14 protein-coding genes and 1 pseudogene are annotated in these 16,310 nt (G+C 56.2%); 6 read left to right on the top strand and 9 right to left on the bottom strand.

Annotated elements, in window-relative coordinates:
• The first annotated feature begins 54 nt into the window (after positions 1–54).
• The 3 genes from dcm (at position 55) to AC1AY0_RS08990 (ending at position 2,524) form a co-directional block, all read left to right on the top strand.
• Positions 55–1,323 carry a DNA (cytosine-5-)-methyltransferase gene (gene dcm, locus AC1AY0_RS09000; protein ID WP_476526263.1) on the top strand — a complete coding sequence of 423 codons (1,269 nt, stop codon included), beginning with the start codon at positions 55–57 and terminating at the stop codon, positions 1,321–1,323.
• A gap of 257 nt (positions 1,324–1,580) precedes the next feature.
• A complete protein-coding gene (locus AC1AY0_RS08995) occupies positions 1,581–2,150 on the top strand; it encodes a nucleotidyltransferase domain-containing protein (RefSeq protein WP_476523050.1) in 570 nt (189 codons plus the stop codon).
• Entirely contained in the window at positions 2,150–2,524 is a 375-nt protein-coding gene (locus AC1AY0_RS08990; RefSeq protein WP_476523051.1) for a HepT-like ribonuclease domain-containing protein, read from the top strand. Before AC1AY0_RS08995 ends, AC1AY0_RS08990 begins: the two co-directional genes overlap by 1 nt.
• Here AC1AY0_RS08990 and msrB read toward each other — a convergent pair.
• Complete coding sequence (msrB, locus tag AC1AY0_RS08985; protein WP_476523052.1) at positions 2,521–3,531, bottom strand: peptide-methionine (R)-S-oxide reductase MsrB; 1,011 nt, start codon at positions 3,529–3,531, stop codon at positions 2,521–2,523. The genes AC1AY0_RS08990 and msrB overlap by 4 nt on opposite strands.
• 69 nt (positions 3,532–3,600) lie before the next feature.
• Between msrB and AC1AY0_RS08980 the strand changes: the two genes are divergently transcribed.
• A complete protein-coding gene (locus AC1AY0_RS08980; RefSeq protein ID WP_476523053.1) occupies positions 3,601–3,909 on the top strand; it encodes a hypothetical protein in 309 nt (102 codons plus the stop codon).
• A 93-nt stretch (positions 3,910–4,002) separates the two neighbouring features.
• Here the strand turns inward: AC1AY0_RS08980 and yddG are convergent, their stop codons facing one another.
• The 8 genes and pseudogenes from yddG to AC1AY0_RS08940 all read right to left on the bottom strand — a co-directional run bounded on the left by yddG (position 4,003) and on the right by AC1AY0_RS08940 (position 14,837).
• Positions 4,003–4,923: an aromatic amino acid DMT transporter YddG gene (yddG, locus tag AC1AY0_RS08975; RefSeq protein ID WP_476523054.1), complete on the bottom strand. Its 921-nt coding sequence runs from the start codon at positions 4,921–4,923 to the stop codon at positions 4,003–4,005.
• Positions 4,924–5,276: 353 nt separating this feature from the next.
• Positions 5,277–5,792, bottom strand: coding sequence for an Hsp20/alpha crystallin family protein (locus AC1AY0_RS08970; protein ID WP_476523055.1), 516 nt, complete (start codon positions 5,790–5,792; stop codon positions 5,277–5,279).
• A 431-nt stretch (positions 5,793–6,223) separates the two neighbouring features.
• Positions 6,224–7,408 (bottom strand): toxic anion resistance protein, encoded by a 1,185-nt coding sequence (locus tag AC1AY0_RS08965; protein ID WP_476523056.1) that lies wholly within the window; start codon positions 7,406–7,408, stop codon positions 6,224–6,226.
• 90 nt (positions 7,409–7,498) lie between these two features.
• Positions 7,499–8,605 carry a hypothetical protein gene (locus AC1AY0_RS08960; protein ID WP_476523057.1) on the bottom strand — a complete coding sequence of 369 codons (1,107 nt, stop codon included), beginning with the start codon at positions 8,603–8,605 and terminating at the stop codon, positions 7,499–7,501.
• Positions 8,602–9,243: a 5-bromo-4-chloroindolyl phosphate hydrolysis family protein gene (locus AC1AY0_RS08955; protein ID WP_476523058.1), complete on the bottom strand. Its 642-nt coding sequence runs from the start codon at positions 9,241–9,243 to the stop codon at positions 8,602–8,604. The genes AC1AY0_RS08960 and AC1AY0_RS08955 overlap by 4 nt, the downstream gene beginning before the upstream one ends.
• Positions 9,243–9,845, bottom strand: a pseudogene (locus tag AC1AY0_RS08950) (VWA domain-containing protein); the annotation flags it as partial. The pseudogene AC1AY0_RS08950 and the gene AC1AY0_RS08955, both read right to left, overlap by 1 nt.
• A 1,194-nt stretch (positions 9,846–11,039) precedes the next feature.
• Positions 11,040–12,131, bottom strand: a complete 1,092-nt coding sequence (locus AC1AY0_RS08945) for an alpha/beta fold hydrolase (RefSeq protein ID WP_476523059.1) — start codon at positions 12,129–12,131, stop codon at positions 11,040–11,042.
• A gap of 117 nt (positions 12,132–12,248) precedes the next feature.
• Complete coding sequence (locus tag AC1AY0_RS08940; RefSeq protein WP_476526261.1) at positions 12,249–14,837, bottom strand: prolyl oligopeptidase family serine peptidase; 2,589 nt, start codon at positions 14,835–14,837, stop codon at positions 12,249–12,251.
• 216 nt (positions 14,838–15,053) lie between these two features.
• On the opposite strand from AC1AY0_RS08940, the gene AC1AY0_RS08935 reads away from it, so the two are divergent.
• Positions 15,054–15,755 carry an FhaA domain-containing protein gene (locus tag AC1AY0_RS08935; RefSeq protein ID WP_044089509.1) on the top strand — a complete coding sequence of 234 codons (702 nt, stop codon included), beginning with the start codon at positions 15,054–15,056 and terminating at the stop codon, positions 15,753–15,755.
• A gap of 33 nt (positions 15,756–15,788) precedes the next feature.
• Positions 15,789–16,310: an FHA domain-containing protein FhaB/FipA gene (locus AC1AY0_RS08930; RefSeq protein ID WP_476523061.1), complete on the top strand. Its 522-nt coding sequence runs from the start codon at positions 15,789–15,791 to the stop codon at positions 16,308–16,310.

Genomic DNA, 16,310 nt, shown 5'->3' with positions numbered 1-16,310 from the left:
AGCTATACTTAAGCCGTAAACATAGAACGATCGTTCGGATCGAAAGGATTCTTTGTGGCTGCTGAGATAAGAATTGCGGAGTTGTTTGCCGGAGTCGGCGGGTTCCGCTTAGGGCTCGACGGCTACGGTAAACCCGGCGATGATTTCTATATGAAGCCAGCAGGCCCATTCCGTACCGTGTGGGCAAACCAATGGGAACCCATGGGCCAAGAGTCCAAGCAATTTGCATGGCGTTGCTACGAACAGCACTTCGGCAAAGACTCCTGTGTGAACGAGGACATCGCCAAAGTCTTAGAAGAAGTTGATGCCGGAGAGAGAACGATTCCCGACTTTGACATGCTTGTCGGCGGATTCCCCTGCCAAGACTACAGCGTTGCAAAGCCACTCGCCCTTGCAGCCGGCATTGAAGGCCGAAAAGGTGTTTTATGGTGGAGCATCAATCATCTTCTAGAGATGCGGCTACCGAAAATCGTTCTATTGGAAAACGTAGACCGGCTGCTCAAGTCTCCCGCAAGCCAGCGAGGTCGAGATTTCGCCATTATTTTGTCTTGCCTGAATCGATTGGGATACAACGTGGAATGGCATGTAGTCAATGCTGCCGAGTATGGCATGCCACAACGTAGACGACGAGTGTATATTTACGCAGAGCACAACTCCGAATGGGGAAAGCCCGAAGAGCGACTTCTTTCCACTGGAGTTATGACACGCGCTTTCCCCATTCGCCCGAACGAAAAAGACAAAGACCTCGTCTATTTCAATATCGGAAACGATCCCTACGAAGTCACACAAAACTTCGGCAAGGGAGATAAAGTCAGCCGATTCCGCAATTCCGGAGTCATGGTTGACGGGCAAGTAGTCACCATGAAGGCAGACCCTGAATATTCAGGCAGCCACATGACCTTAGGTGACGTACTAGTTCCTGCCGCTGACGTTCCCGAACAGTTCTGGATTGACGAGACCAAGCTTCCTTCTTGGACTTATCTCAAGGGAGGCAAAAAAGAAGAGCGCACTACCTCTGCTGGATATACCTATACTTACTCCGAGGGACCTGTAGCCTTCCCCGATCCGCTTACTTCTCCCAGCCGAACCATATTGACAGGCGAGGGCGGAGCCGGAGCCAGCCGCACAAAACACGTGGTTGAGCAAGACGGCAAACTTCGTCGCCTAGTACCAGATGAATTAGATCAGCTGCAGATGTTCCCGAAAGGTTGGACCAACACCGGCATGAGCGATGGCCGTCGCGCTTTTTGCATGGGCAACGCGTTAGTCACTGAAATCCCTCACCGCATCGGTGAAGTCATTGCCCACGATATGAGCAAATGAAGCCGGACGCTTCTGGAGAGAAGTCAGTTAAGGTCACGCTTTCTACGCTGCGTCTGGCGAAGCCGTTGGATCCGGAGCTGTATCGGCATTTGATTGGATGATGACCTGCGCCATTCGCTCTGCTTCCGTTCTGCTTTCTGCATTATTTTCTGCCTCATTTGCCGCTTTTCTGCCTCATTGCATGTTCAAATGAGGCAGAAAAGCTTGTGCACTACACGAAACCATACGAGATATAGCATATATGCTATATTGAATACATGAAAACGATTGCTGAATTACGCGAAGAGCGCGTGCGCTCACATATCAGTCAAAGCGAGGCCGCCAAAACGATGGGAACTACCCAGTCGGCCCTTTCGCGCGCGGAGCGAGAAGGCAATCCAACGCAAGATTTTCTCCAGCGTTATGAACGCGCGCTGCAGACCCTGGCCGAGAACGCCCTCACGCGTAGTGCAACAGCCTCGAATGCTGAAGATATAGCAGGCGCAGACGCCAGCGACCCATCCAACAGCACCCTAGAAATCATCACACTAAAGCTCATCGTGGCTCGCTTAGTAGAGCGGCATCACATTGCCGAAATGTATGTATACGGATCAGTAGCCCGAGGAGATGCACGACCGGACTCAGATGTGGATCTCATTTATCGGCTTAAACCCGGAGCATCATACTCAATAATGGAAAAACAGCAGCTCATTGATGACCTGGAATCCATGCTCGGGCGAAAAGTATCTCTCCTCTCTTACGACTCTTTACTACGTCATGCCAAACGTAGCCGCGCCAGCAAGCGTTTTCTAGACCACATCACTCCTGATTTAATAAAGGTGGCATAATGCAAACAGCGATTCATCATAACGATCAAGAATTCCGCGACCAAAGTACGCTCATTCGGCTGTTGGAACATCTCATTAACGCCATCAACGATGTCGGAGACATACCGTCATCTGCAGCACTAGAGGACAATCGCGTACGCTTTAATTCCGTAGCAATGGAGATGACACAAGTACAGGAGTGTGCCAGAAAACTATCAGACGGTTTTCGGGATGCAATGCCACATTTACCCTGGAATGAATTACGCGCACTACGCAATGTGATCGTCCATGATTATGACGAAATCGACGTTGAATCACTGTACGATACCGTGACCAAGGATGCACCGCATCTTGTTGCACAATTGCAGCCGCTAGTCGACGCTATCACAGACTAATCACCAGCACCATCCACGGCAGCAATCCAATCGCCGTATCCTTGGGCTTCCATCTGCGAGCGCGGCACGAAGCGTAACGCAGCGGAGTTCATGCAGTAGCGCAGGCCGCCACGCTCAGCCGGGCCGTCCTCGAACACGTGACCCAAGTGAATCTGCGTTTCAGCGGTACGCACCTCGATGCGATCGCGGCCGGGAATGCGATGATCCTCATGCTCAGTGAGCAGCGAACTCTTCAGCGGGCGTGAGAACGCCGGCCAACCGCAGCCGGAATCAAACTTGTCTCGCGACGAGAACAGCGGTTCACCACTGACGATGTCCACGTAAATGCCCGGTTCGAATTCCTCGTCGTACTCGTTGACGAACGGACGCTCGGTGGCCGCATTCTGCGTGACCGCAAACTGTTCCAGCGTCAAATCCCAAATACGCTCCACATACTTCTGGCGACGCTTCACATTCGCAATCGCCGCAATCGGCACATGGCAGTAGCCGCCAGGATTATTAATCAGATAATCCTGATGATGTGCCTCAGCCGGATAGAAGTTGCGCAACGGCTCCACCAGCACGGCCGGGCGCTGCGGCTGGCGGCCCACCAGTTGCTCCAACGCAGCTATGTACACAGCCTTCTGCAACTCATCCGTGTAGAACATGCCGGTGCGATACTGCCGGCCACGATCCTCGCCCTGCTGGTCCACCGAGAACGGATCAATAACCTCCAAGAACAACAACGCCAAGGTGCGCAGACTCACCTGGGACGAATCGAACACCACCTTTACCGTCTCGGCAGCGTCGGTTTCACCGGAGCATACCTGCTCATAGGAGGGCTGCTCCACCTTGGACTGCGCATACCCAACCGTAGTGCCCGTGACGCCGTCCACGTTCTGGAAGTAGCGCTCCAAGCCCCAGAAGCAGCCGCCTGCGAAGTAGGCAGTCTGAGTGCTCGCGGCGTTTGCGACGTCCGCAACGTCCGCAGTGTTCTGCTCGTCAATGCTGTTTGCGTTCTCGCTCATACGCCTTACGGTACTACGGTTCCGGTATCGGCTGGCTTAATCGCCCACAGCGGGCATATGCTAGGTAATATGACTCAAAAATCTCAGGAACAGCAACAGCCAAAAGCTTCATGGACGAAGGCTGCTGGGCCAAAGCAGGCGCGCGCAACCATTATCGGCACGGTGGTTGTTGTAGCTCTTATTGCACTAGGGCTTGGCTTCTTTGTGAGCTGGGGATTGGCCGCTATTGCGGTGATCATTCTGATTCCGGGTGCGATTTCGCTGGCTATTCTGGCCCGTCATCCTGAATCGACCGGCGGCCGCAGTATGCTCGGCATCTCTAATCCGGATACACTGTTGGATCCGATTCGCAGGCCATCCGAGCGCCGGGAAAAGTAGCTTTTTATAGCTCCCCTCAGTCAGATTCGCTCAAAGAGGGGAGCCAACTAACCTCAGGCATGCGTGGTCAGATTCGGCAGCCAAACTAACGCATTATTTGCGAGCACTGACCAAATAGTTCAGCACTGAGCCAGCCGCTACAAGCAACGCGCCGAACCAGAAGGGAACAGATAGCGCCAAACCAAGCAACGCAGCACTCGCACCAGTAGAAAGCACCGGCGTGGCATAGGATGCGATGGCCAGACGTTCCATCGAACCGTGCAGAATACCGTAGCCCCAGCAGGCATAGCCGCCTGCAATTACCACGGCGGTGATTACCACAAACAGCCACGACTTCAGGCTCGGCATTTGGGCCGGCCACCCTTGGCCGGATGCGAAATGAATAATCCACAACGCCACGGCCACGCATGGGAAGAACACGGATGTACCGTCCACACCTTTTGACCAAGCCGGTGTGAATACTGCATAAATCGACCAGGCGAATGCGCCCAAGAAGGCCAGCACATACGGCAGTGGATTGCTGGCGATATGCGCAGCTGCGGCATGCCAGTCAAGCCCCGAATTACCGCCAACTGCCAGAACCACGCCGGCAGTAGCCACAATCGCCCCCGGCAATACTTTGGCCACTTCATGCTTACGATGCGAGACCCCGGCCGCGAGCAGCACCATCATGGTCGGCCAGAGGTAATTGACCAAGCTCACTTCCACCGAGGACGCATCCGTCGACGCCAAACCGAGCGACAGCGAAATCGAAGACTCGTAAAACACGAAGAGCAGTCCGCCACCGATGAGATATTTGCGCGGGAATTCCTTGAGCGGAGCCGGACGGCGGAAAATCAGCAGCAGAATGCCACCGAACGTGTAAATCAACGCCGAACCGAGCGTGGCGCCAAAGCCTTCGGAGACGATGCGCACGGTACCGGCCATGAAGCTCCACAACACGATGGCCATGAGTCCAACGACCGTGGCGCCTGAAGATACCACATGCCCGCCAGCTAGCTTATTCTCCGCCACGGCAACCCCTTCTATCCCCGCATATTCCTTGGGCTACTCTACCTGTCGACTATGTACAATCTCGACCCGTTTGCAACGCTGGCGGCAACAAAAAATGCCGGGTGAGATATTGCCTCACTCGGCATTTTGTTGGCTATGTTTCCCGCCGCCCGCTGACTAGTCGGCGTAGAAAACGTAGAACGGGCAGCGCAGGGAACATATTTTTGCGATGATATTCGCAATCGAGAACTCACGTTCTGCAACTTCAGTAGATTGCCTTCTCGTTCAGAAGGCTGGTTCGGCAGGCAATGCCACCGAACCATATGCTTCACAGCTGAGCTTCAGAACGAAGTCCAACAGCAATCGAGACTAAATCAGCCTTCAATCGCAATCTGGTGCTTGGACTCGACTTGCGGCTGAGCCTGCATCTTCGGAACCTGGATGCACAGCGTGCCGTTGTTGTAGCTGGCGTGAATATCGGATTCCTTCACGTCGTCGCCAACGTAGAAGCTACGAGAGCAAGAGCCCATGTAGCGTTCGCGACGCAGCCAACGACCTTCATCGGAAGCGCATGCGCACTTCGAGTCGGAAGCCTGAGCATTCTCGCCGTTTGCAGCTTCAGGGGCCTTGTCCTCATGCTCGCTGGTGCGAGATGCGGACACGGTCAGATAACCGTTGTTGAGCTCGAGCTTGATATCGTCCTTCTTGAAGCCAGGCATATCGATATCAACGTCGTAGCCATTGGCGGTCTCGCGCACATCCGTGTTCATCATGTTCGCCGGCATGGCCGCAGCCACCTGGTTGTCCATGTTGCGCCAACCCTCAAAGAACGGATCGTCGAACAGATCAGAGAACATCGTGTCATTCATCAAAGCCGGAAACATTGCCATAATCGGTACTCCTCAACTAGGAGAGAACCTGTTTGGCTACCAGCCGTGGACCCTATGCGGGGCTCACAGTGGTTATCGTGGCAGGTTCCGGAACCCTCCCGGGCTCTCAACCTTTGACCTTCACTTCACCCAATTCCCAAGGGCGGCAATCATTCCGGAGTTTTACCCACAGTGAAATCGTCAGATTGCACGAGAGAAGCCTGAATCACTGCAGGATTTCCAACAAAGACTGTAGGGTTTCCAACAAAGACTGTAGGGAAACCGACGTTTTTCGTCGGAAACCCTACAGTCAATGATCGAAACCCTACAGTCTTTAATCGAAAACCGTCAGTCTTCTGGCACAGCCGGCCAATGGGCTATGCGCACAGCGTTATGCACGATGCCGCAAACTGCACACCGCACAACACACGCCGCGGAGCAAGCACTCACACTCACATCTGCTGAGCGTTCTCAATCAGCGCGTTCTTCAGGTCAGATTCGATCTGACGCATCTTGACCTGCGCGGCCTCGCGGTTGGCCTTGCCTTCGCGCTGAATCTGCACGGTTTCCTTCAGGGTGGCGATGAGCTCGGAGTTGATCTTCTCCAGCGTCTCAATCTCCACCACGGAGCGCTGATTGGCCTTCTCCGCGTCCACCGCACCCTTGTGCAAGGCGGCCGCGTTCTTCTGCAGCAGCTTGTTGGTCACGTCATCGGCCTTATTCTGCAGGTCCAACGCCTTGCGCTGATTGGACAGGCCCAGCGCGATCACCATCTGGCTCTTCCACACCGGAATCGTGGTGGAAATCGTGGTGTCGATTTTGTCCACAATCGTCTGGTCGGCGTTCTGGATGATTTTGATCTGCGGCGCGGTTTGCAACGTCACCACGGAAATACGGTCCAGATCATCGAGTCGCTTCTCGAAGCGGTCAAGCTTGGACTTGAAGTCCTTGAGCAGCTGCGCCTGCATCGGATCGCCGCTTTTCTGCGCCTCGGCCTCCAATGCCGGCAACTGGGTCGCGCGGAAGTCGGCGAGCGCCTTCTTGCCTGCCAGCACGGTGATTTTCAGTTCGCGATACTGCTGCGCGTTCTGGGTGTACATCGTGTCGTACATGGAAATGTCCGCCACCAGACGCGACTGTGCCGCTTCCAGCTTCACAATGATTTCGTCGATCTGCGCATCGACCTTCTGGTACCGGCGGCGCAGCTTGTCGATGGAAACAGCCACCTGCCCCAGAATCGGAATCTTGCGGAAGCCACCGAGCTCGGCCTCATCGATGGTGACGAGCATGGTGTTGAGCAGCTCGCCGGCCTCGCCCGTATCTTTGGAGCGGGTTTCGGAAAGGATTTCGTCGGCGAAGGTTGAGGTGGCGCGCTGTGCGTCTTTGCCGTAGGACGATTCGATGCCTTCGCGTGTGAAGTCAATCTGCGAGGCGAGTTGCTGGACCGACTGCTGGTCGGCTTCGGGCAGTTTGGCGATCTGCTGGTCTGGGGTCAGCGCTGCGGCAGCCTGTGCTTCGGCGGCAGTGGGTACCAGAGCGCCGTTCGCTGCGCCGGTGCCGTTCAAGCCGAGCGCAGGGTTGGTGACTGCTGCGGTATTGCCTTTGGCTAGGTCTGCGAGGGTGATTTGCGTGGTCATTTTGGTTCCTTTCGTACGACTATTGGTGATTGTGCTCCCCTCAGTCGGCTTCGCCGACAGCTCCCCTCAGGGAGGGGAGCCACTAGGGGGTTATTGCTGCAGATCCACGCCCTTCAACGTGGAGATAAGTTTTTGCATGGCGTCATTGTTGGGCAGTTCGGAAACGGCAGGGATTTGTTCCAACGTGCCGGGCACGCCGAAGCGCTTGATGGAGTCGGTGCCCGCAAAGTTGGCCGCACGGAAACCGTGACGCTCCCATGCCAGTTTCTGCACTTTGGAGCTTTTCAGCAGGCTGAGCAGCTTGGTACCTTTATCGTCCAAAGCCATAAGCGTGTGCGTGCTCCACACGGTCGGCGTGGGGTACACAATCACCACGTCATCCTTGATTTGCTTGAACGCGTCCGGCTGGTTGACCGACAAATCCAACAGCTGTGATTCGTATCCCACCATCATCGGCTTGGAGCCCACGCCGAGCGTCAGGAATTGGTTAAATGCGTCTTCCGAGGAGGTTTCCATCCAACCTGATTTGGCGAAAATCGCGCGAACTTTATCGCCGTCACGAGTCACGGAATCCACGGTGGCTGGCTGGCCATCGTTCAGCACGGTGGCGATCAGTGCCGCATATTCGTTGCCTGAATTCGACTGCACTGGGTCGGTGGAGTCAATGCGGAACTGTCCGTAACCATTCGCGTATCCCACGTCCACCCATGTCTTGTTGTTGACCATCGCATCCACTGCTTTGGCCATGTCCATGTGATAGACGCCGGAATCGTCCTTGGTAATAAGCCCACCTGCTATCAGCCCTTCAGCCACGGTTTTGTGCGTGTACAGCACAATCGGCGAGTTGAACACAATGTCACTTTGCGTGGCCTTTACACCTTGGGCTTTGCCGTATTCCACGGCCGCGCGCGACGATGGGAACAGATAATCCATGCCTTTGGTATCGGCGTCCATCATGGCCAGTGAGCCGGCCTTACGGTAGTCGACGTTCAGTCCCTGCTCGGCAGCGAGCGCTTTGAATTTGGCGTCATCAAACAGTCCGATTTTCTCGCCGCCCAAGTATCCGTTGACATCGATTTGTTCCACGGGAGCAGCGGGCTCCGGCTGCGATTGGCGCCACACCAAAGTACCGCAGATTATCGCAACTACTGCGAGCAGAGCGATAAGTCCGATGATTTTTGATTTCGATAGTTTCATTCCTGCTCCTGCCGCCCTCCTGCCGGCTGCTGCATGTCATACCCATCCATTCGAGCCAAGCGCTGAATGGCATCGGAATCAGCGGCAATACCCAAGGTTTTGGCACTGACTGCGCGGCTCAGCTCACCGGCTGCAGTCTGTTCCAACACCTGCAATGCCTCGATGGTTTCCGTGCGCGCTTTGGCGATTTGATCATGCGCTCCGGAACTTTCCACGTCTACATAAGAGCGCAGTAATTGCTCGGTCTGCTCGCCGTATACGGTGATGTAGTGGCGCAGCGTTTGGTAGGCGGACGTATCGCGGGTTACATAGTTCACCAAATCGCGCGTGGCCACGATAAAGTCATTGGATTCCGCGCGCACAGCCGAATCGCGCACCTGCGAAGTCAATGCAGCAATGGCACGCAACCGAGTGTTGGCCGCATCGATGGCGTCGGCCGCTTTCTGCCCGTTCGGCAGCGCGGAGGCCAGTGCCCGACCGATTCGCCGCTCGGGCTCGGTCAGTGTGGAAGCAGCCACGTAGCCGAGTGCGGCCAGCACTACGGCCACACCGGTACCGACTACGCCACCGCCGGCCAGCCAAAAGCCGAATCCGGCGAGCGCCAGCCCGGCCACGAATCCACAAATCACTTGAAGCATCAGTTGAACCCCTTGACCTGGCGGAACACGGAGGCGAGGTCACCGGAGCGACCGTCGAATACCTTGGCGTTGCTTAAGGTTGCGAGCGCCTTCAGCTGACTGGAATCAGCGTCGCCAAACATGATGGAGAACACTGGTACATCGCGGCCGTCGCTCTTGTAATCGGATTCGAATGCTTTCTGATTGTCGGTCATGGAGCGGCCGTCGGTCATAAGCACGATGGCCGTGGTGTATTGCGAGGCTTCCGATTCGCTGGGTAGCTGCTCCAACGCAGCCTCGAGGCCTGCGTAAATATCGGTACCACCGCTCGCTTCGGTAACTTTCGCATCATTCAGCAACTTGCCGGTGTTCGTACCGGTGGCCTTAATCGGGTCATGAGCTTCGGATTCAAACGGAATCAGTATGTTCACGTCACCGTCCGCAGGCTCGATGTAGGAGGCCTTGGCTTGGGTCGGATTAAGCGCTGCGTTCAGACCTTTGACTACACCATCCTTACCTTCTCCAGACATCGAACCGGAGTAGTCAACCACCCATACAGTCCAGCTGGGCTTGCGCAAAGCAGTCTGGTATACGTTCAGCGCACTGTTGATAACGGATGCGGATGGCAGCGGGATGGTCTTCAGCATCGAGGCGTCCGTGTTGATACCCCAGTCGGCGCGGAAGGACCGCTGTACCTGTAAATCGGTGGCGTAGTTCAGGGTGCCGCCGAGGCCTGTGCGGCGGCCGGCTCGTTCGAATTCGATTTTGGCGTCGCGCGAGCTTAAAGCTTTGGCGAAGGAGTCGAACGCATCCTTGAGTTTTTGTCCGCGGTCCACGTAACCGAGTGGCGAATCGGAGACAGCGATGCCATCGGATGGATAGATGGCCACCAGCGGATCGTGACCGGCCTTTTTCAGTGCCTTGTCGGCCTGGATGACCAGGGATTCGTAGTTGACCATCGAATCAAATCGGTCGGGATTGGCTACCACCATGTCTTTGAGCCAGTCCGAAGAACCGGAGGAACGGTCCACGCCGGAGAGCAGTTTGGCTACGGAATCCTTGAGCTCCGTGTTATTCAGGTCCTCTTCGCTTAACGGTTGGTCGCCGCCGCGCAATGCGGTCATAAAAGCTAGGTAAGCGGAAGCGCCTGAGTTTGATTGGGTGGCAGAAGTCATTGAGAATTTGAGGTCGCCATCGCTGACTGCTTTGAGAATGTCTGCTGTGGAAACTGATTTGGTTGCGCCGGAATCGTCTGCCCAACCGAGCTTGATTGCCTTGGATTTGGCGATGCCGAACACAATCGGTGTAGTGGATGTGCTGGTGGCGTCTTTAACGATGTGCTTGGTGTCGCCCATTGAAATCCACATTGAGGAGGCGGGCCAGACGGCGTCATAATCCTGGCCACCATCCTTGAGCGCGTTCATGATTTCAAGCGAACCCATGTAGTGCATGGTGATGGCCACATTGGATTCATCGGCGGCCTTTTGAATGGCAGTGGCCACTTCCTTATTTTCCGAGCCGGATGCGATGTTCAGCGTCGCGGTCGGCTGCTTATTGCCGGACGGCTTGAATGTTTGCGTGTTGACGTTCGCGGCGTCCGAACCGTCTGAATTCTGGCCGGAGCTTACCGAGCAACCGGTCAGTGCAAGTGCGCCAGCGCATACCAGTGCCGCGACCGCTGCGGCACGGCGACGAAGAGAAGAGACAATGCCCATAATTCCATTGTTCTCCCCTCGCATAAAGGGGGTTCGACCTCAAGATGACCGCAAAGTGAACTCTCGATGAAGAACTACACCCGGCTACGTAGTCGGCAAGAATCAGTAAGCGGCGCTGGCAATCATAGGATCGTCGTAGAAGCTTAGAATCTTCTCCAAATATGGCTTGTACGTGCTGTTCGGCATTGAGAAAATCTCGTGGCGTGATTCAGGGAAGCGCACCAGATTAGCCTCGCCACCGCCGTCTTTGACCAGCTGAATGAAACGATTCTGTGGCTTGTTCAGTACCCAAATATCATGGCCGGATTGGAAGAGCAGAATCGGCGTCTCCACTTCCGCGCATGCAGCTGGCTTAAGAATCGCATGATTGAGTTTCAGCGCCTGGCGCACCCACTCAAATGCAGCACAATAGGTCTGGTATTCGGGGTTTTCGCAACGCAACTTGAAGTACCAGCGTTCGCGCGCTTCAGATGCGCCTTCATTGCCTTTCATAGAGAATTCGGGCGTGAAATCACTCTGGCCAAACACGCGTTTCTTGCTGAATCCCAGGGCGCACAATGTGCCCACGAGTACGCGAGCCACGTTCAGCGGCATACCGGTGGCAGGCGCAATCATTGGAGCGGACAGTACAGCCTTATCGAACAGCGTCGGATACTGCTCAAGCACTGCGGCACCAATGCCTCCGCCCATCGAATGGCAGAACAGATTCAGTGGCATACCGGCTGCATACTGCTGGCCGATGGTTTCGGCGAACGCGGCGAGATCGACCACATATCGGTGCCAATCATCAATCCACACCATGCAAGGATTCTCAACATCGCGCGCGGATTTGCCGTGACCGCGATGTTCGAGCACGCATACTGAGTAGCCGGCGAGAAGGAAGTACCACACCAGTTCGTCGTACTTTTCAGCGAACTCGGTGAAACCGTGACTGATGACGATTGCGCCGCGGAATGTGGCGGTGGCGCCTTCTTCACGAATAGCGTCGAACTTGCCGGCGTCATAACACAGGTAATGCAGCTGACCGGATCGTCCGCCGGTGTCCGTCAAGCCGGAAAGCGGTTCGATGCCGGCCGCACGCTCGGCGGCGGAAGGGTCGAACCAGCCTTCGTCACGGCATTGCTCAAGCGCCGGAATCACCGTACGCTCCATGGTTTCGGCGTACTTGTTTTCGTCGATCATTGTCAGCTGCATGTCACTATCTTAAAACCTTCACAGCATCAGAGGAGATACTCCTCACAATGTTTTATGACTACCCCTCAGCCAGCCTACGGCTGTCAGCTCCCCTGACAAGGGGAGCCATGGGTGGGTTCAGCCCAGTGCTTCTTTGAGGAAGTCGCGCTGGAGGGTGAGCAGGTTTTCGGCTACGGTTTCGTCGTTGGTCATGTGAGTGATGCCGGTAAGCGGCAGGAAGGTGTGCGGACGGCCGGCTGCCATCAACGCTTGCGACAGCCTGAGGCTGTGAGCAATGGTGACATTGTCGTCAGCGAAACCGTGAATCAGCATCAGCGGACGCTCAAGCTTGGGAGCGTCCTGGATGATGCCGTTACGGCGATACACCTCAGGGTCGAGACCCAAGTAGCGTTCGGTGTAATGCGTGTCATACAGCGTCCAGTCGGTAGGCGGAGCGCCAGCGCATGCGGCCTTGAACACGTTCGGAGCATCAAGCACTGCGAGCGCAGAGAGGAAACCACCGTAGGACCAGCCAATCATGCAGACTTTATCGAGGTCTGGAGCCGGAATCGGCGATGCGGACGCCGGCAGTGATTCGTTCAGCTTGACAATCGCATCCGGCAAGGCGCTCACGGCTTCGATTTGGTCGGCGAGCGTGATGTCTTTCATGTTCTCGAAAATGGCGCGATCCCATGCCGGGCCACGACCGGTGGTGCCGCGGCCATCCGCCGTGACCACAAGGAAGCCCTGGTCGGCCCACCATTGGCCTTCCCAATAGAAGGATTGCGCATCCACAACCTGCTGGAATCCAGGGCCGCCATACGGCTTCATCAACACAGGCAGGTTCGCGGCGTGAGCATACGGGCTGCTCGAGCTCGGCGCAATGATGGCTGTGTACAGACGATGCTCGCCAAGGCGAGTGAAATACACGTTCGGCGTGAACCCAGGCTCGGCCGCGTAATTGGCGATAGAGGCAGTTCCAGCCGAAGATACGATATGCGTCATTTCGACTTTGGCGTGGTCCATGTCACGGCCGGTAATCACCATGCCGCATTTACCTTGAGATGCCGTCCACACACCGGGGTGCGTTGTAATCGGCACAACGCGGCATCCATCAGTCTCGCCATGTTCGCTGCTGTAATCGAACAGCACCACATCGAAGCTGCGAGCATCATGCTCGTCGCCACGATCAGCCCAAACCGATGGCACTTCAGGAGCCAAATCAGGCTCGCGCTGCACCACGGCCAGTACTTCCGCATCATCCACGTGCAGCACTTCGCGCACATTCCAGCCAGCCAGCGTGAACGGGTGGCCGTCTATAGTCAGGCGATTGGTATCGGATTCCATATCGTTGAGTGCACACACCATATGGCCATTCGGCGTATATGCAGGAGTGCCAGGAATCAAATCAATCCACTGTTGATTCGTATGCTCTTCCAGCACACGAGTGGCACCAAACGCAGGCGCACTTCCCAAGCCTGAGACATCCGGAATATCGGCCGCATCCACCATGCCAAAGGCATCCTCAGCATTATTGGCGATGGCTATATTCCATTCAGCCACCGTTGCATCATCAAGCAGTTCCGGCTCTTCAGCAGCAGTCACAGCCACTTCGAGCACCTGATCGCGGGTTTGGCGTCGATTTTGCACCAGCACCAGTGGATCATGGCCCTTGGCCCAATTCACTGCAGCCACATATTCGTACGCTTCGCGGTTCCAATCCACATCAGCGTTTGAGGTAATGCCGGCATACCGATTATTCTCGTCGAACACCAGTGAAATCACAGTCAAATAGACATCGGCATTGCGGGTCAGCGCGCGTGGGTAGCGGCGGCCAGCTGCAGCATGCTCGGGGTCGGCCGGATCACTGATGTACCACGTTGGCTCATCCACAGTGTCGAAGGATTCGAACAGTACGTGACGAGAATCAGGCGACCACCAGAAGCCGTCGTACCGGTTCATCTCCTCGCCGGCCACGAATTCAGCCAAGCCAATCTTCCACGTATTCTCTGCCGGATTGCCGTCCTCATCTTCCACGCTCACGCCATAGACTGCGGTGATGCGATCGGTCAGCGGGTGGAGCGAGTCAGCGAAATCAGCAATATCCACCAACATCAAGTAGGTTCCCGTGGTGTACAACACATGGGAGCCATCAGGGGCGATACGCGGATTCAAAACCGGCGCATACGTACCCGGATCCTCGTCCAACCATTCGCCGGCCAATTCGCGAGTGTGCGCCACCGGAGCCTTGGACGTTGCGTCAGAAGCCTCCTGCCAATCAATCTCAGTCAAGTACAGTCGGCCGTTAATCGTAAAGACCACACGATGGCCGGCGTCATCCACTGAATAGCTCACGATGCCGGTGCCGCCTTCGCGCGCACGTTCGCGGCGTGCACGCTCCTCAGCGGGCACATCCTCGCTATCCGCCGTGGCACCGAGGAGCTCACGCGGATCGGCAAGCTTGGTTTCATGATGTTCGCCGGCTGCATCAAACCAGCTCAGCCATAAAGCAGTCACCAAATCTTCCGGCCCATCAGAGCGCAGGAACAGCGCTGCCGAACCGTCTCCGACAACCTGCGCCGACCGCGGCGCGCCACTGGTGAACCTCAGCGTTCGCGCTTTGCGGCGGGGGAAGGACTTGATTGCGTCATACTCACTCTGTTCGTTCTGGGATTCGTTCTGGGCTGCTGCAGCTTCGCTACGCCCGGCATTCGCGTTTTCACTCATGCCTCCAACCTACGCGCCCGCCCAGTCAGCGCGCCCGCGCAGCGCATTCCCTGAAATGCGCCGCGCAACACGCGCAACCCACACCAAGTGGTGCGCCACACCCATTCCGGCCCTGTATTTTTGGAAATTCTGCACTCATAATTGGGTATTTGGCCGCTTTTTTGCACCATATTCCCATAGCCGCGTAGGATAGGTGACGATTAGAAAGGGAGGACTATGAGCGTTCTCGACCGTTTTGAAAAAAGCGTGGAGGGTGCAGTCAACGGAGTTTTCGCTAAGTTTGGCTCCAAAGACCTGCAGCCTGTTGATCTCTCCAGCGCCCTGGAGCGCGAGATCGACGCGGAAGCCATGCCGGTGGGCCGCGACCGCACGGTGGCCCCGAATGAATATCGTTTTAAGCTCAGCACCCCGGACTTTGACCGTATCGAAGCATGGGGCAGCGAGACTTTGGCCAACGAGCTCGCAGATAACCTCACCGAGTACGCCAAGAGCCAGCATTACGCATTTGTTGGCCCAGTAGTGGTGATCTTCGAAGAGGATCTGAACCTCACCAAGGGTAATTTCAACCTCACGTCCGAATCCGTGCAGGGCAATGCCGTGCCGGTCACCACGGACGCGCAGACCGAAGACAGCCCGGTGCTCGAGGTGAATGGCAACCAGTACCTGCTTACCAAGGAGAAGACCGTCATCGGCCGTGGCTCCGGCTGCGACATCGTGATTGACGATCCGGGTATCTCTCGTAAGCATCTTGAGATTGACATCACTCCCAACGGTGTTATCGCGCGCGATCTTGGTTCCACCAACGGCACGTACGTGGAGGGCCATCAGGTACCCGCTGCCACGCTGCTCGACGGCAACACCATTACCATCGGCCGCACGCGCATCCTGTTCTGGGCTTCGGCACAGGCACAGGAGTAAGCCCGGGCACCCGCTCGCTCAAAGGTCCTTCCTATGACCGAATTGACTTTCGCCCTGCTGAAGTATGGTTTTCTGGCCCTACTGTGGGTTTTCATATGGCTTGCGGTGCGTTCGTTGCGTCAAGACATCGAAACGTTTAGCCCGCGCCCTTCGCGTTCTCGCCGTCGCCGCGAGCGCGAAGCCCACAAGGTTAAGTCCGAGGCCCCGCGCGCTCCGGCTGCACGCAGTTCCGCAGCACCCGCGGCAGGCCGCCATACTCAGCAGCCCACGTTGCTGGTGATTATTGATGGCCCTCTGGCCGGCAGTTCAGTGCCGCTTGCCGAATCCGAAATCACCTTGGGACGCGCCACCTCGAATACTGTGGTACTTGACGATGAATTCGTCTCCTCGCACCACGCTCGTGTCTATTTGGATGCAGCCTCTGGCCAGTGGGCTATTGAAGATCTGCATTCCACCAATGGCACTGTGGTGAATCAACAGCGTATTAATCGCCCGACGATTCTTCCTGCCCGTATTCCTGTGCGCATCGGCGCCACAACCTTCGAACTGAGGTAG

Source organism: Bifidobacterium sp. LH_416 (assembly GCF_056357055.1).
Note: the sequence above shows the minus strand (reverse complement) of the source record. Positions and strands in the feature narration are given on the sequence as shown.

What these genes read in the sequence shown, in the direction of transcription:
- AC1AY0_RS08995 (WP_476523050.1), top strand. Translation starts at nt 1,581, where the DNA reads ATGAAAACGATTGCTGAATTACGCGAAGAGCGCGTGCGCTCACATATC.
- AC1AY0_RS08990 (WP_476523051.1), top strand. Translation starts at nt 2,150, where the DNA reads ATGCAAACAGCGATTCATCATAACGATCAAGAATTCCGCGACCAAAGT.
- msrB (WP_476523052.1), bottom strand. Translation starts at nt 3,531, where the DNA reads ATGAGCGAGAACGCAAACAGCATTGACGAGCAGAACACTGCGGACGTT.
- AC1AY0_RS08980 (WP_476523053.1), top strand. Translation starts at nt 3,601, where the DNA reads ATGACTCAAAAATCTCAGGAACAGCAACAGCCAAAAGCTTCATGGACG.
- AC1AY0_RS08970 (WP_476523055.1), bottom strand. Translation starts at nt 5,792, where the DNA reads ATGGCAATGTTTCCGGCTTTGATGAATGACACGATGTTCTCTGATCTG.
- AC1AY0_RS08965 (WP_476523056.1), bottom strand. Translation starts at nt 7,408, where the DNA reads ATGACCACGCAAATCACCCTCGCAGACCTAGCCAAAGGCAATACCGCA.
- AC1AY0_RS08960 (WP_476523057.1), bottom strand. Translation starts at nt 8,605, where the DNA reads ATGAAACTATCGAAATCAAAAATCATCGGACTTATCGCTCTGCTCGCA.
- AC1AY0_RS08955 (WP_476523058.1), bottom strand. Translation starts at nt 9,243, where the DNA reads ATGCTTCAAGTGATTTGTGGATTCGTGGCCGGGCTGGCGCTCGCCGGA.
- AC1AY0_RS08945 (WP_476523059.1), bottom strand. Translation starts at nt 12,131, where the DNA reads ATGCAGCTGACAATGATCGACGAAAACAAGTACGCCGAAACCATGGAG.
- AC1AY0_RS08940 (WP_476526261.1), bottom strand. Translation starts at nt 14,837, where the DNA reads ATGAGTGAAAACGCGAATGCCGGGCGTAGCGAAGCTGCAGCAGCCCAG.
- AC1AY0_RS08935 (WP_044089509.1), top strand. Translation starts at nt 15,054, where the DNA reads ATGAGCGTTCTCGACCGTTTTGAAAAAAGCGTGGAGGGTGCAGTCAAC.
- AC1AY0_RS08930 (WP_476523061.1), top strand. Translation starts at nt 15,789, where the DNA reads ATGACCGAATTGACTTTCGCCCTGCTGAAGTATGGTTTTCTGGCCCTA.